Raw genomic sequence first — 15,161 nt, forward strand, 5'->3', positions numbered from 1 at the left:
GTGGGCGTATGCCACAGGAGTTTCGTGGGGGCGGGCTTGCTCCTCAGGCCGGCAAGCGGATCCCGAAGGTGTTGGCACCACGGTCGCTGCGCACGAATACATCGCCGCCGTGCATGAGCGCAATCGCCTTGACGATGGCCAGGCCCAAGCCGTGGTTGGCGCCGCTGTTGCTGCGGGAGACGTCGACCCGGTAGAAGCGCTCGAACAGGCGCGGCAGGTGTTCGCCGGCGATAGGCTCGCCGGGATTGGTGACGCCCAGGATGACCTGGTCGCCGGTGGCTTCGATGTCCACGTCGATCACCTGGCCGGGCGCGGTGTGCTGGACGGCGTTGCTGAGCAGATTGATCAAGGCCCGGCGCAGGTGGGCGATCTCGATACTGGCCTGGGCATCGCCGCTGACGCGAACCTGGACCTGGGCGTCTTCCAGGATGAAGTCCAGATAATCGAGGGTGGTTGCCACCTCATCGGCCAGGGACGTCGTGGTCAGCTTGGTGGCCTTGCTACCCTGGTCGGCGCTGGCCAGGAACAACATGTCGTTGATGATCGAGCGCAGTCGCTCCAGCTCTTCGAGGTTCGATTGCAGCACTTCGAAGTAATGCTCTGCCGAGCGCCCGCGGGTCAGCGCCACCTGCGTCTGGCCGATCAGGTTGGTCAGCGGCGAGCGCAGTTCATGGGCAACGTCGGCATTGAATGACTCCAGCCTTGAATACGCCTGCTCGACCCGGTCCAGGGTTGCGTTGAAGGAACTGACGAACTGGTTGAGTTCCGGTGGCAGCGGTGACAATTGCAAGCGCCCGGTGAGCCGGGGCGGGGCCAGGCGCCGGGCTTCGTCCGACAACTTGATGAGTGGCTTGAGACCGATGCGCGCCACCCAGTAGCCCAGCAACGAGGCCAGCAGCACGCCGACGATCGCCAGGCTCACCAGCGCGACCAGCAAACGATGCTGAGTCTGGTAGAAGGTCTCGGTGTCGATACCGATCATGAACCGTAGCGGCGGTCGCTGGTCCTTGGCCGGGAACTGGCTCACCAGCACTTTCATCGGGTAATGCTGCGTCGCCAGCTTCAGGTCACGTTTGCCCAATGGACCTGCGGCGAAGGCACGGATCTGTGCATCGGGGTTACCGTATTCAAAGCGCGGGTCATCGCTGACGATCCAGAAGTGGATGCGTTTATCCTCCTCGCCGAGCAAGCGCAATTTGTTGTTGATCTTGACCCAGTGCTCCGGCGTGCCATAGCGGCCGACGGTGGACTCCAGCACGCTGTAGCGGGCATCGAGCTCCGCCTCTGGTAACAGGCCGAGACCTTTTTCGACCTGCTGGTACAAGCCGCCGCCAATCAGCAGGAACACCAGCGCCGCCACCAGCGTGAACATGCCGCTCAGGCGCAGGGCGATGCTGTTACTCACCGCGGTTCTCCAACACATAACCCATCCCTCGGATGGTATGCAGAAGCTTGTGCTCGAAAGGCCCGTCGAGCTTGGCCCGCAGGCGTTTGATCGCCACTTCGACGACGTTGGCGTCGCTGTCGAAATTGATGTCCCAGACCATTTCGGCAATCGCGGTTTTCGAAAGGATCTCGCCTTGGCGGCGAGCCAGCACGCTGAGCAGCGAAAACTCCTTGGCGGTCAGGTCCAGACGCTGCCCGGCGCGGCTGGCCTTGCGGCTGATCAGGTCGATCCACAGGTCGGCGATGCTCACCTGCACCGGTTCATGGCCGCTGCTGCGGCGGGTCAGGGCTTGCAGGCGGGCCACCAGCTCCAGGAACGAAAACGGCTTGCCCAGATAATCATCGGCGCCATCGCGCAGGCCCTTGATGCGATCTTCGACCCGTTCGCGGGCGGTGAGCATGATGACCGGCGTCTGCTTGCGGGCGCGCAGGGCCCGCAGCACGCCAAAGCCGTCGAGGCCCGGCAGCATGACGTCGAGCACGATCACCGCATAATCGCTTTCCAGGGCCAGGTGCAGCCCTTCGACGCCATCCCCTGCCACATCCACGATGTAACCCTGTTCGGTCAGGCCGCGGTGCAGGTAGTCGGCGGTTTTTTCTTCGTCTTCGATGATCAGAACGCGCATGGCCCGGCCTCAGTCTGCATTTGCCAGCGCCGCCGTCGGCGCAGAACCGGGTCGAGGCGCGGGCCGATGGAACAATCGCTCCAGCCACAAGTATATGACTGGCGTGGTGAACAGCGTCAGTGCCTGGCTCACCAGCAGGCCACCGACCACCGCGATGCCCAAGGGTTGGCGCAACTCCGCGCCGGGGCCGTAGCCGAGCATCAGTGGCAGGGCGCCGAGCAGGGCGGCCAGGGTCGTCATCATGATCGGACGGAACCTCGTCAGGCAGGCCTGGAAAATCGCTTCCTGCGCCGCCATCCCGCCGTTGCGCTGGGCATCGAGGGCGAAGTCGATCATCAGGATGCCGTTCTTCTTGACGATGCCGATCAGCAGCACCAGGCCGATCAGCGCCATGATCGAGAAGTCCTGGCCCAACAGCCAGAGCATGATCAACGCGCCGAGGCCGGCCGAGGGCAACGTGGAAATAATCGTCAACGGATGGACGAAACTCTCGTAGAGCACGCCGAGGATGATGTACACCGCCACCAACGCGGCGAGGATCAGCCACGGCTGGCTTTTCAGCGAGCTCTGGAACGCCTGGGCCGCGCCCTGGAAGCTGCCGGTGATGGCGGCGGGCATGCCGATCTCGTTCTTGGCCTGGTCGAGCAGGCGCACGGCATCCCCCAGCGCCACGCCCGGCGCGAGGTTGAACGACAGGTTGGCGGCCGGGAACATGCCGTCGTGGGCAATCGACAGCGGGCCGTTGGTCGGTGCGTCGAAGCGGGCGAGGGCCGAGAGCGGGACCATTTCCCCGCTCAGCGGCGAGCGCAGATAGAAATACGCCAGGCTTTCGGCCTTGCCGCGTTGCTGGGTGTCGAGTTCCAGGATGACGTTGTACTGGTTGGTCTCGGTCTGGAATTCATTGATCTGCCGCTGGCCGAAAGCGTCGTAGAGCGCCTGGTCGACATCGCTGGCGGTGAGGCCGAAACGTGCCGCCGCGCTGCGGTCGATGTTGATGTGGGTGATGCTGCCGCCCAGTTGCAAGTCGTTGGAAATGTCGCGGAATGCCGGAATGCTGCGCAGCTTGTCGGTGAGTTTCTGCGTCCAGGCGTTGAGGGTCGGCCCGTCGTTGCTCTTGAGCACGTATTGATACTGGGCGCGGCTCGGGCCGGAGCTGAGGTTGATGTCCTGTCCGGCCCGCAGGTACAGCACAACGCCGGGAATCTTCAGCAACTTGGGGCGGATCCGGTCGATGAAGCCACTGGCCGATACATCGCGCTCGCCCCGAGGCTTGAGGGCGATCCAGAAGCGGCCGTTGGCGATGGTCTGGTTGTTGCCCGAGACGCCGACGGAGTGCGAGAAGGTCTGCACTGCCGGGTCGGCGGCGACGATCTCGGCCAGGGCCTTGTGCTTGGCCACCATGTCCGGGAACGAGATATCGGCCGCCGCTTCGCTGGTGCCCAGCACCAGGCCGGTGTCCTGGACCGGGAAGAAGCCCTTGGGGATGAACACGTAGCCCACGACCGCGAGGGCGAGGGTCAGGCCGAACATGCCGATCATCAGTTTCTGGTGGGCCAGGGCCCGGCGCAGGCCGCGTTCGTACCAGCCGAGCAGGCGCTCGCCGAAACCCGGCCTGGCATGGGCGTGATGTTTCGGGGCGCGCATGAACAAGGCAGCCAGGGTCGGCGCCAGGGTCAGGGACACCACGACGGAAATCAGGATGGTCGAAGTGGCGGTCAGGGCAAACTCCTTGAACAGCCGCCCGACCACGCCGCCCATGAACAGCAGCGGAATGAACGCCGCCACCAGCGAGAAGCTGATGGACACCACCGTGAAGCCGATTTCCCCGGCGCCCTTGATCGCCGCCTCGCGCATGCCATCGCCGGCTTCCAGGTGCCGGTGGATGTTCTCCACCACCACGATCGCGTCGTCCACCACGAATCCCACCGAGATGACGATCGCCACCAGGGTCAGATTGTTGAGGCTGAAACCCATCACATACATCAGCGCGAAACTGGCGGTCAGCGACACCCCGAGCACGGCCGAGACAATCAGCGTCGCCGAGAGCTGGCGCAGGAACAGCGCCATCACCGCCACCACCAGCAGCACCGCGATCAGCAGGGTGATTTCCACTTCATGCAGCGAAGCGCGAATGGTCTGGGTGCGATCGATCATCACCTTGACCTGTATGGCGGCCGGCAGCATGGCTTCCAGGGTCGGCAGCGCCGCCTGGATGCGGTCGACCGTCTCGACGATGTTCGCCCCCGGCTGGCGGAAGATCACCAGGTTGACGCCGGGCTGATCGTCGGACCAGGCCTGCACGTAGGCGTTTTCCGAACCGTTGACGACTTTGGCGATGTCCTTGAGATGGACCGGTGCGCCGTCCCGGTAGGAAACGATCAGCTCGCCGTATTCCTCCGGCTTGAACAGCTGGTCGTTGGTGGACAAGGTGGAAATACTCGACTCGCCATACAGCGCGCCCTTGGCCAGGTTGAGGCTGGCCTGCTGCAAGGACTGGCGAATATCGGCGAGGGTCAGGCCGATGGCGGCAAGCCGGTCGGCCGAGGCCTGGACCCGGATCGCCGGCCGCTGCTGGCCGGTGATATAGATCTGTCCAACACCGTCGATCTGGCTGATCTGCCGGGCGAGCAGCGTCTCGACGTAATCACTCAGTTCGGTGCCTGGCATCAGGTCGGAGCTGATGCTGAGAATCAGCACCGGGCTGTCGGCCGGGTTGACCTTGCGCCAGGTCGGCAGGTTCGGCATGTCATTGGGCAGCTTGCCGGCGGCGGTGTTGATCGCCGCCTGCACTTCCTGGGCGGCGGTGTCGATGCTCTTGTCGAGACTGAATTGCAGGGTCAGGTTGGTCGAGCCCAACGCACTGCTTGAGGTCATCTGGGTAATGCCGGGAATGGCGCTGAATTGCACCTCCAGTGGGGTCGCCACGGACGATGCCATGGTTTCGGGACTGGCGCCGGGCAGTTGGGCGTTGACCTGGATGGTCGGGAATTCCGCCTCGGGCAAAGGCGCGACGGGCAGGCGGGGAAAGGCGATCAACCCCAGCAATACCAGGGCGAACGTCAGTAGCACCGTGGCGATGGGGTGGTCGATGCACCACGCCGATATCGAGCCGCGGCCCTTCATGGCTGCGCCTGCCCGGTCTTGGCGAGGGCAGGCGGATCGCTGAGCACCTGGACACTGGCGCCGGGCTTGAGGCGTGACTGGCCGTCGCTCACCAGTTGGTCGCCGGCGTTCACGCCTTTGATGATGTGCCTGTCGCTGTCCTGATAAACCATTTGCACCGGCACGCTTTCGACCTTGTCACCTTTGACCCGATAGACGAAGTGTTGCTCCAGCCCGCGTTGGACCACGGTGGGCGGCACTACCAGGGCACCCTTGTCGATAGCGGTCTGGATTTTCAGCGTCACCAGTTGCCCCGGCCACAGCCGTTGCGCGGCGTTATTGAATTCGGCCTTTGCCCGCAGGGTTCCGGTATTGGTGTTGATCTGGTTGTCGATGAGGCTGAGCCGCCCCTCGCCGAGCAATTCCCCGGTCACGCCGTCGGCCCCGATGTAGGCCTTGACCAGGGCCTGGTCCGGGGCGGCGATCAATCGCTGCAGGGTCGGCAGCATTTGCTGGGGCAAGGAGAACTCCACGGCGATCGGGTCGATCTGGGTCACCGTGAACAGGCCTTCGGTGTCGCTGGTGCGCAGGAAATTGCCTTCATCCACATTGCGAATGCCGACGCGACCGCTCACCGGCGAGCGGATCTGCGTGTAGGACAGCTGCACCTGCGCCGAATCGATGGCCGCCTGGTTGCCCTGGGCAGTGGCCTTGAGCTGGTTGACCAGCGCCTGTTGCTGGTCGTAGGTCTGCTTCGATACGCCGTCATCGACGCTCAGCAGCTTGTAGCGCTTGAGGTTGACCTGGGCCACGGCCAGTTGCGCCTGGCTCTCGCTGAGCTGGGCGCGGGCCTGGTCGAGGCTGGCGCGGATCGAACGATCATCGATGGTCGCCAGCAGGTCCCCCTTCTTGACCAGTTGCCCTTCCTTGACCAGCAGCCTGGTGAGGATGCCGTCGATCTGCGGACGGATCACCACGCTGTGCAGCGACAGTACCGTGCCGATGCCACTGGCAAAGCGCGGCACATCCTGCTCGACAACGCTTATCACCTTCACTGGCACGGCGGTGGAAGCACTGGGTTTGCTGGCGACGGGCTTCATGATGAACCAGAGGGCGAGGGCGGCCAGGGCGATCAGTAACGCGACGAGCAGGACGGTTTTTTTCTGGATAGGCATGAACGTGAAACGCCGGTTCGGGACGGAGGAATTCCTGGCTTTCTTATATAGCGTTGTGAGCCCGTCAGGAAGGTGACGGCTAGCTGTCAGGGCTGTCAGTTTTGTCTTGGTTTCCCGTCAGACGGAACTTAGCCATTGAATCTACCCCGTGCACCGCGATTTTGCGCAGGTATACTGCTGCGTTTCGCGGCTCACTTACCGAGCCCGGCATACCCGCCCGGAGCCTTACATGACTTCCCCAACACCATCGCCTGTGGACGAGCACCCGAACGGTGAACCGTCCGGCCAGACCGACAGCGATGTTTCCAGCGCCGCCGACGACAAGGCGCCGATCCCGGCCTTCAAGTTTCCATTCAAACCAGGCGACCTGGCGGCGGCCAAAGGTGCCGGCCAACAACCGTGGTACAAGAACGGCGCGAAGAATGGCCATACCAAGACCCCCGGCGCCGCGCCTCCCGGCACGCGCCGTTCGATGGGCAAACGCTGATCTTTCCCCTCGGCGCGCGGTCGCGGATTCAGTTCGCGACCCGTGCTCCCGTCAGGCTTCCACTCAATTCATAGGCCGTCAGTTCGGCCTGGTGCGCCGCGAGGATTTCCGGCAACGAGCCTCGCAGGTATTCGACCCACGTCTTGATCTTCGCATCCAGGTACTGGCGCGAAGGGTAGATGGCGTAAAGGTTCAGTTCCTGCGAGCGGTAGTTGGGCATGACCCGCACCAGCGTGCCGTTGCGCAAGCCTTCGATGGCGGCGTACACCGGCAGCACGCCCACGCCCATGCCGCTGGTGATCGCGGTCTTCATCGCATCGGCGGAATTCACCAGGAACGGTGAGCTGTTGATGGTGACCATCTCCTGGCCCTCCGGGCCGTCGAACACCCATTTCTCCAGCGGAATGACCGGGCTGACCAGGCGCAGGCAGGCGTGGTTCAGCAAGTCGCTGGGTTTCTGCGGGCAGCCGCTGGCCTTCACGTAGGCGGGCGACGCGCAGACGATGCTGTAGGTGATTCCCAGGCGCTGGGACACGAAGCCGGAGTCCGGCAACTCGCTGGCGAGTACGATCGAGACGTCGTAGCCCTCGTCGAGGATGTCCGGCACCCGGTTGGCCAGGGTCAGGTCGAAGGTCACGTCCGGGTGCGTCTTGCGATAACGGGCGATGGCATCGATGACGAAGTGCTGGCCGATGCCGGTCATGGTGTGGACTTTCAATTGTCCGGCCGGGCGCGCATGGGCATCGCTGGCCTCGGCTTCCGCCTCTTCGACATACGCCAGGATCTGCTCGCACCGCAGCAGGTAGCGTTTGCCGGCTTCGGTCAGGGCGATGCGGCGAGTGGTGCGGTTGAGCAGACGGGTTTGCAGATGCGCTTCCAGGTTGGAAACCGCACGCGAGACGTTGGCCGTGGTGGTGTCGAGTTGCGCGGCGGCGGCGGTGAAGCTGCCGGCTTCGGCAACACAGCTGAACGCACGCATGTTTTGCAAAGTGTCCATGGAGGGCTCTCTTGGGAGGTGCCAAATTGTGACATGAAGTTACAGAGATGCGGGACCCCGACTAATGGATTATCACGATAACGGTAACAAAGATTCGCAGAAAGGTCGGCTTATCGCCGTTGGGGGTGATGCCTAGAATTGCCGCCAGTCCTGGATCCTGTGGGAGCGAGCCCGCTCGCGAAACAGGCACTCCAATTGTCCTCGGTGTGTCTGCCCGGCCGCTTTCGCGAGCAGGCTCGCTCCCACAGGTGTGTCAGGGCGAAATTCTCATCATCTCTTCTTGCCTCTCCACCTCAGGAATATTGCGCCCGTGCCGCGTTGCATCAGCAGAGAGCTGAAGACTCTCAGTGTTTGGGTTTTGACGCTGACCCTCAGCGGTTGTATCGGGACGGGAGGGATCGCGCCGCAAGGCGAGCTCTTGTTGGCCAACCAGTTGGCGACCGATGCGGCGATACGCGAGGCCGCCCGCGATGCTCACTGGCCGACCCGCCAGTGGTGGAAAGCCTATGGTGACCCGCAACTGGACGGCTGGATTGACCTGGCCGTGCGAGACAGCCCGAGCCTGGCCATGGCCGTCGCCCGGGTGCGCCAGGCCAAGGCCATGGCGGGTGTCGCCGAGGCCGCCGAGTCGCTGCAGATCAATGGCGAGTCGGCCCTCAAGCGCCACAACTGGCCCACCGATCAGTTTTATGGCCCCGGCGAACTGGCCAACACCACCACTTGGGACAACAACGCCGCCCTGGGCCTGAGCTATGCGTTGGACCTGTGGGGCCGCGAGCGCAGCGCCAGCGAGCGGGCCGTCGACCTGGCCCATGTCAGCGTCGCCGAGGCGCGGCAGGCGCAGCTGGAATTGCAGGACAATATCGTGCGCGCCTACATCCAGTTTTCGCTGCATTACGCCCAGCACGACATCATCGCCGCGACCCTCCATCAGCAAGAGCAGATCCTCGAACTGGCGCAAAAGCGTCTGGACGGTGGCATCGGCACCCATTTCGAAGTCAGCCAGGCCCAGGCGCCATTGCCGGAAACCCATCGTCAGCTCGATGCCCTCGACGAAGCCATTGCCCTGAGCCGCAATCAATTGGCGGCGCTGGCCGGCAAGGGCCCGGGCGACGGCGCGCGCCTGCAACGGCCGAGCCTGGCGCTGGGGGCTCCGTTGAAACTGCCATCGGCGTTGCCCGCCGAACTGCTCGGCCAGCGCCCGGATGTGGTTGCCGCGCGCTGGCAGGTGGCGGCCCAGGCCCGTGGAGTCGAGGTGGCGCGCGCGGGTTTTTACCCCAACGTCGACTTGGTCGGTAGCCTGGGTTACATGGCTACTGGCGGTGGGGCGCTGGAGTTCCTGACAGGCAAGAAGCTCACCTACAACGTCGGCCCGGCGATTTCGCTGCCGATTTTCGATGGCGGACGCCTGCGTGGCGAGTTGGGCGAGGCTGCGGCGGGTTATGACATCGCCGTGGCGCGCTACAACCAGACGCTGGTGAATGCCCTCAAGAGCATTTCCGACCGGTTGATTCGCCGTGAGTCGATGGACAAGCAACAGGCCTTCGCCGCCGGATCGGTGGCCGCCGCCCAGCGCACCTACGACATCGCGCTGGTTGCGTTCCAGCGTGGGCTCACCGACTACCTCAACGTGCTCAACGCCCAGAGCCTGCTGTTCAAGCAACAACAGGTGCAACAGCAGGTAGAGGCAGCGCGGCTGAGCGCCCATGCCGATTTGGTCACCGCATTGGGCGGCGGGCTGGAGGCCGGCAGCGACATGCCTGTGGCAGGCGCTCCCCTGTGGCGAGGGAGCTTGCTCCCGCTGGGCTGCGAAGCAGCCCCAGGTTCTTCAGATGGGTGCTGCGCACCCGAGCGGGAGCAAGCTCCCTCGCCACGATGCTGAGCAGGCCTTCCGTGACGTATTTACTTCGGCTTCATCGCCTCGAATGGCGCCGTGGCTTTTTCGACTGGGCCCGCAGCGATGGGGTGACCTGGGTCTACATCTTCAAGGTATTGCTCGCCGTGTTCCTGACCCTGTGGCTGGCGATGCGCCTGGAGTTGCCGCAACCGCGTACGGCGATGATCACCGTGTTCATCGTCATGCAGCCGCAGAGTGGCCAGGTCTTCGCCAAGAGTTTTTATCGCCTGCTCGGTACCTTGGCCGGCTCGACGGTGATGGTGGCGCTGATCGCCCTGTTCGCCCAGAACACCGAGTTGTTTCTCGGCTGCCTGGCGATATGGGTCGGCATCTGTTCGGCCGGAGCAGCGCGTTATCGCAACTTTCGCGCCTACGGTTTTGTGTTGGCCGGGTACACCGCGGCGATGATCGGCCTGCCGGCCCTGGCTCATCCGGAAGGGGCTTTCATGGCGGCGGTATGGCGGGTGCTGGAGATTGCCCTGGGGATTCTCTGCGCCACCGCGGTGAGCGCTGCAATCCTGCCGCAAACCGCGAGCGCGGCCATGCGCAACGCGCTCTACCAGCGCTTCGGCGTGTTCGCCCTGTTCGTCACCGATGGCTTGCGCGGACGCAGCCAGCCCGAGGCATTCGAGGCACGCAACGTCGCTTTCATCGCCGAGGCGGTGGGCCTGGAAAGCCTGCGCAGCGTGACCGTGTTCGAAGACCCGCACATGCGCCGGCGCAACGGCCGACTGAGTCGCCTGAACAGCGAATTCATGGGCGTTACCACGCGCTTCAACGCCTTGCATCAGTTGCTTGAACGCTTGCGCAATGGCGCGGCCGATGCGGTGGTGGACGCGATCAAACCCGGCTTGCAAACCCTCGCCGAATTGCTCGACGGCTTCAGCGCGCGGGCCTTGACCGACGCCGATGCGACGCGTCTGGCGGCGGCGCTGGCGGCCTACAAGGCCGACTTGCCAGCCCGGGTGCGCCAACTGCGGGGACAATTTGAAGAGACGGATCCCAGTGAGGCGCAGCAGCTGGATTTCCATACTGCATACGAATTGCTCTATCGCTTCGTCGAAGACCTGCATGGCTACGCCCAGACCCACGCGTCACTGGCCGATCACCGCCACGAACGTGAGCGCTGGGACGAACCCTTCGTGTCGCAGACCAATGGCCTGGCCGCCGCGGCTGCCGGTTTTCGTGCCGCCTTCATCCTGGTGGTGCTGGGCAGCTATTGGGTCGCCACGGCCTGGCCGAGCGGTGCGACCATGACGATGATCGCCGCCGCCACCGTGGGCTTGTCGGCCGCCACGCCGAACCCCAAGCGCATGGCGTTCCAGATGGCCTGCGGCACGTTGTTCGGGGCGTTGATCGGGTTTGTCGAGATGTTCTTCATCTTCCCGTTGATCGACGGCTTCCCCTTGCTCTGCGTGATGTTGGCGCCCGTGATCATGCTGGGCGCGTTTCTCAGCTCACGTGCGCAATACGCCGGGGTCGGGCTGGGCCTGCTGATTTTTTTCAGCACCGGCTCGGTGCCGGACAACCTGACGGTCTACAACCCCTACGCCTTCATCAACGACTACCTCGCGATGATCCTCGGCATGCTGGTGTGTGCGGCTGCCGGGGCGATCATCCTGCCGCCCAACAGCCGCTGGATGTGGCGCCGGCTGGAACAGGACTTGCGCGAACAAGTGGTGTTCGCCATCAGTGGCAAGCTCAAGGGCCTCGCGTCGGGATTCGAGAGCCGTACCCGCGATCTGCTGCACCAGGCCTACGGGCTGGCGGCGGGACAGCCCCGGGTGCAACGGGACTTGCTGCGCTGGATGTTCGTGGTGCTGGAAGTCGGCCACGCGATCATCCAGTTGCGCAAGGAACAGGCGACGCTGCCGGTGCATCCGGCCTATGCCGAAAGCCAGCCATGGCGCCAGGCGATCCGGGTGATGGGGCGGGCGCTGGTGCGGCTGTTCCGCCAGCCTGGCCAGAAAAATCTGGAGCGCGCCCTGGTCGCGGTGGACCAGGCCATCAGCCGGGTCCAGTCCACCGACGAACCTTTCGCCCCGCATTTCGACACCTCCGCCCTGCGCCGGGTAAAGAGCTACCTGCACTTCATCCGCACCTCTCTGCTGGACCCGCAATCACCCTTGGCGGCTTATGCCGCGTCGCTGCCCCAGGAACCTGAACATGCTCCGTGAGATCGCCTTCCACGGCGTATACATGCCGACCATGACCCTGATGTTTTTCATCGCCGCCGGCCTCGCCTGGGCGTTGGATCGTTTCCTCTCGGGGCTGGATCTGTACCGTTTTTTCTGGCATCCGGCGCTGCTGCGCCTGAGCCTGTTCACTTGCCTGTTCGGCGCGCTGGCGCTGACGGTCTACCGTTGAGATCGATGCGATGAAGAAATTTTTCAGCCTGCTGGCGACGCTGTTGGTGCTGGCGCTTGCGCTGTGGATCGGCCGGACGTTGTGGGTGCATTACATGAACACCCCATGGACCCGCGATGGCCGGGTCCGGGCCGACATCATCAACGTCGCCGCCGACGTCAGCGGCGAAGTGATCGAGGTGCCGGTGCGTGATAACCAGTTGGTCAAGAAGGGCGACTTGCTGATGCGCATCGACCCCGAGCATTACCGCATTGCGCTCAAGCAGGCGCGTTCCCTGGTGGCGTCCCGCAAGGCCACTTGGGAGATGCGCAAGGTCAACGCTCATCGGCGCGCCGACCTGGACAGCCTGGTGATTTCCCGGGAAAACCGTGACGACGCCAGCAATATCGCCGACTCGGCCCTGGCTGATTACCAGCACGCCCAGGCGCAGCTGGAGGCGGCCGAGCTGAACCTGGCTCGCACCGAGGTCCGTGCGGCGGTGGACGGCTACGTCACCAACCTCAATGTGCACCGTGGTGACTATGCACGCATCGGCGAGGCGAAGATGGCCGTGGTGGACATGAATTCGTTCTGGGTCTATGGCTTCTTCGAGGAAACCAAGTTGCCCAAGGTGCGGGTCGGCGATGCCGCGCAGTTGCAGTTGATGAGTGGCGAACTGCTCAAGGGGCACGTGGAAAGTATCTCCCGGGGCATCTACGACCGCGACAACCCCGAGAGCCGGGAACTGATTGCCGACGTGAACCCGACCTTCAACTGGGTGCGCCTGGCCCAGCGGGTGCCGGTGCGTATACATCTGGATGAAGTACCGGATGGCGTGCTGCTGGCGGCGGGGATGACGTGCACGGTGGTGGTAGAACCCCACGACAAGCGCTGAGCCCCTGTGGGAGCGAGCCTGCTCGCGGAAGCGGTGGTTCAGCCAACATCAATGTCGAATGTGAGACCGTATTCGCGAGCAGGCTCGCTCCCACACTGGATCTTCGGCGGGCATGAATGTTGTGTTCACCCAAAGTCCCCTGTGGGAGCGAGCCTGCTCGCGATAGCGGTGGTTCAGCTGCATGGACGATGACTTACACGCCGTCATCGCGAGCAGGCTCGCTCCCACACTGGATCTTCGACGGGCATGAATGTTGTGCTCACCCAAAGTCCCCTGTGGGAGCGAGCTTGCTCGCGATAGCGGTGGTTCAGCTGCATGGACGGTGACTGACACGCCGTTATCGCGAGCAAGCTCGCTCCCACACTGGATCTTCGGCGGGCACGAGTGATGTGTTCAGCCAAAGTCCCCTGTGGGAGCGAGCCTGCTCGCGATAGCGGTGGTTCAGCTGCATGGACGGTGACTTACACGCCGTCATCGCGAGCAGGCTCGCTCCCACACTGGATCTTCGACGGGCATGAATGTTGTGCTCACCCAAAGTCCCCTGTGGGAGCGAGCTTGCTCGCGATAGCGGTGGTTCAGCCAACATCAATGTTGAATGTGAGACCGTATTCGCGAGCAGGCTCGCTCCCACATGTTCCGGTTATCCCAAAGGATTCTTGGCACAACAGCAAAAGCAGAGCCCGATGATTTAAAGCGACCGACCCAACCCGAACCGCTTCATCAAGCCTTTCTCCAGCAACCCCTTGGGCAACAGACCGGCCATCAACGGCAACGCCCGGCTGCCATTGCCCAGACGCAACAAGCGCGGTGGTTTGGGTTGTTGCACGGCTTTGAGCAGCGCGGCGGCGAATTCGCTGGTGGGGGTGGGGTTGTCCTGGGAGGCCTTGGCGCGGGCGCGGATACCGTCACGCAGGGGCCACCAGGGCGATTGTTCGCTGATCAACTGCTCGGCTTCATGCCCGGCATTTTTCGCGAAGCTGGAGGCAATGGCACCGGGCTGGACCTCCATCACGCGGATCCCGAACGGCGCCAGTTCCATGCGCAGCGCATCACTCAAGGCATGCACGGCAGCCTTGGAGGCGCAGTACGCCCCGGCAAATGGCGTGACCAGCACACCGGAAACACTGCCGATGTTCACCACCAGCCCCTTCGCCCGGCGCAGCACCGGAAAGAGCGCGCGGGTCACGCCGACGATGGCGAACACGTTGGTTTCGAACTGACGCTGCATGGCCGGCACGCCGCCATCCAGCAACGGGCCCATGGCGCCATAACCGGCGTTGTTGACCAGCACATCGAGGCCGCCATGTTCCTGGTTGATTCGCTCGCCGAGCTGTTCCAGCGCCTGAGCGTCATTGACATCCAGCTGCACGGCGGTGAACCCGGCGGCGCGCAACTGCGCCACGTCGTCATCCTTGCGCGCGCTGGCCCAGACCTGGTAACCGGCGGTCTTGAAGGCATCGGCGAGGGCGCGGCCGATGCCGCTGGAACATCCGGTGATCAGCGCGACGGGCATGAGGCTTTCCTTGTGCAAAAAATGGGAGGGTCAGTTGGAGAAACTACCTTGCAGTCGCTCGGCACGAAACTCCAGGGTTTGCGGGCGGTAGCCGGGGCGCAGTGGCGGTATCGGCAGGCAGTCCTGCCAGTTGGCGCCGGGTTGCAATTCGCCGGGGCCGCTGTAGCGCGGTGAGCTGTACTGGTTGTCCGCCAGGTTGATGGTATCGCCGGGGGCATAGGCTGCGATTCGCCAGCGCAGTTCGGTCAGAGGCACGTCGTTGCCATTGCGCATTTTCAGCAGCAGTGGGCGATCGGCGGGGCACTGGTCAGGAGCGAACGTGACGCGCAGGTCCAGACGTGCCAGTTGCCGGGTTTCCCGGTTCTCTTCCCAGAGTACCCATGCCGCCACCAGCCCCAACCCGACAAACGCCGCCAGGGACACCGGCAATGCCTTGGCCGGGTAGCGCAACAGCAGGATGAGCCAGGTGATGACCAGCAAGACGCCGATAAACATGGTTGAAGCCTCCGTGACCGTCGGCACATCCTACCGAAGGGGGCGGGCCATGGGTATTGCTCCCTGGATGGGTCACCGAACGCCCAGGAAAAAGCCCCCGCCCAACCCGCTGCGGATAGGGGACGCAGTGGGTTGGACGGGGGCTTCTTGTACGACTGATCTTTTGTTGCCGATCGTTACTA

The 15,161-nt window shown here is 63.8% G+C and carries 12 protein-coding genes; 5 read left to right on the forward strand and 7 right to left on the reverse strand.

Annotated features, from left to right (window positions below):
- Window positions 1–43: 43 nt before the first annotated feature.
- The 4 genes from J3P86_RS04830 to J3P86_RS04845 are packed head-to-tail and all read right to left on the reverse strand — an operon-like array spanning window position 44 to window position 6,349.
- Window positions 44–1,423, reverse strand: a complete 1,380-nt coding sequence (locus tag J3P86_RS04830) for a heavy metal sensor histidine kinase (protein ID WP_434699552.1) — start codon at window positions 1,421–1,423, stop codon at window positions 44–46.
- Window positions 1,398–2,072, reverse strand: coding sequence for a heavy metal response regulator transcription factor (locus tag J3P86_RS04835; protein WP_305496630.1), 675 nt, complete (start codon window positions 2,070–2,072; stop codon window positions 1,398–1,400). The genes J3P86_RS04830 and J3P86_RS04835 overlap by 26 nt, the downstream gene beginning before the upstream one ends.
- Before the next feature lie 9 nt (window positions 2,073–2,081).
- Window positions 2,082–5,195, reverse strand: coding sequence for a multidrug efflux RND transporter permease subunit (locus tag J3P86_RS04840; RefSeq protein ID WP_434699553.1), 3,114 nt, complete (start codon window positions 5,193–5,195; stop codon window positions 2,082–2,084).
- Window positions 5,192–6,349, reverse strand: a complete 1,158-nt coding sequence (locus J3P86_RS04845) for an efflux RND transporter periplasmic adaptor subunit (protein ID WP_434699554.1) — start codon at window positions 6,347–6,349, stop codon at window positions 5,192–5,194. The genes J3P86_RS04840 and J3P86_RS04845 overlap by 4 nt, the downstream gene beginning before the upstream one ends.
- 229 nt (window positions 6,350–6,578) lie before the next feature.
- Between J3P86_RS04845 and J3P86_RS04850 the strand changes: the two genes are divergently transcribed.
- Window positions 6,579–6,836: a hypothetical protein gene (locus tag J3P86_RS04850; protein WP_434625934.1), complete on the forward strand. Its 258-nt coding sequence runs from the start codon at window positions 6,579–6,581 to the stop codon at window positions 6,834–6,836.
- A gap of 28 nt (window positions 6,837–6,864) precedes the next feature.
- Here the strand turns inward: J3P86_RS04850 and J3P86_RS04855 are convergent, their stop codons facing one another.
- Window positions 6,865–7,833 carry a LysR family transcriptional regulator gene (locus J3P86_RS04855; RefSeq protein WP_434569728.1) on the reverse strand — a complete coding sequence of 323 codons (969 nt, stop codon included), beginning with the start codon at window positions 7,831–7,833 and terminating at the stop codon, window positions 6,865–6,867.
- Window positions 7,834–8,143: 310 nt separating this feature from the next.
- Between J3P86_RS04855 and J3P86_RS04860 the strand changes: the two genes are divergently transcribed.
- Genes J3P86_RS04860 through J3P86_RS04875 form a run of 4 tightly spaced genes read left to right on the forward strand, consistent with a single transcriptional unit; the run spans window position 8,144 to window position 12,971 of the window.
- Complete coding sequence (locus J3P86_RS04860; RefSeq protein ID WP_434699555.1) at window positions 8,144–9,715, forward strand: efflux transporter outer membrane subunit; 1,572 nt, start codon at window positions 8,144–8,146, stop codon at window positions 9,713–9,715.
- Between the two features lie 11 nt (window positions 9,716–9,726).
- Window positions 9,727–11,907 (forward strand): FUSC family protein, encoded by a 2,181-nt coding sequence (locus J3P86_RS04865; protein ID WP_434699557.1) that lies wholly within the window; start codon window positions 9,727–9,729, stop codon window positions 11,905–11,907.
- Window positions 11,897–12,097, forward strand: a complete 201-nt coding sequence (locus J3P86_RS04870; RefSeq protein WP_434569726.1) for a DUF1656 domain-containing protein — start codon at window positions 11,897–11,899, stop codon at window positions 12,095–12,097. Before J3P86_RS04865 ends, J3P86_RS04870 begins: the two co-directional genes overlap by 11 nt.
- Window positions 12,098–12,107: 10 nt before the next feature.
- On the forward strand, window positions 12,108–12,971 hold the full coding sequence (locus J3P86_RS04875; protein WP_434602878.1) for an efflux RND transporter periplasmic adaptor subunit: 864 nt from the start codon (window positions 12,108–12,110) through the stop codon (window positions 12,969–12,971).
- A 688-nt stretch (window positions 12,972–13,659) separates the two neighbouring features.
- Here the strand turns inward: J3P86_RS04875 and J3P86_RS04880 are convergent.
- Both J3P86_RS04880 and J3P86_RS04885 read right to left on the reverse strand, forming a co-directional pair.
- Complete coding sequence (locus J3P86_RS04880; protein ID WP_434699558.1) at window positions 13,660–14,484, reverse strand: SDR family oxidoreductase; 825 nt, start codon at window positions 14,482–14,484, stop codon at window positions 13,660–13,662.
- Between the two features lie 30 nt (window positions 14,485–14,514).
- Entirely contained in the window at window positions 14,515–14,979 is a 465-nt protein-coding gene (locus tag J3P86_RS04885; protein WP_434699559.1) for a multidrug transporter, read from the reverse strand.
- Window positions 14,980–15,161: the final 182 nt, after the last annotated feature.

Source organism: Pseudomonas sp. D1-1 (assembly GCF_051132225.1).
Lineage (GTDB): Bacteria > Pseudomonadota > Gammaproteobacteria > Pseudomonadales > Pseudomonadaceae > Aquipseudomonas.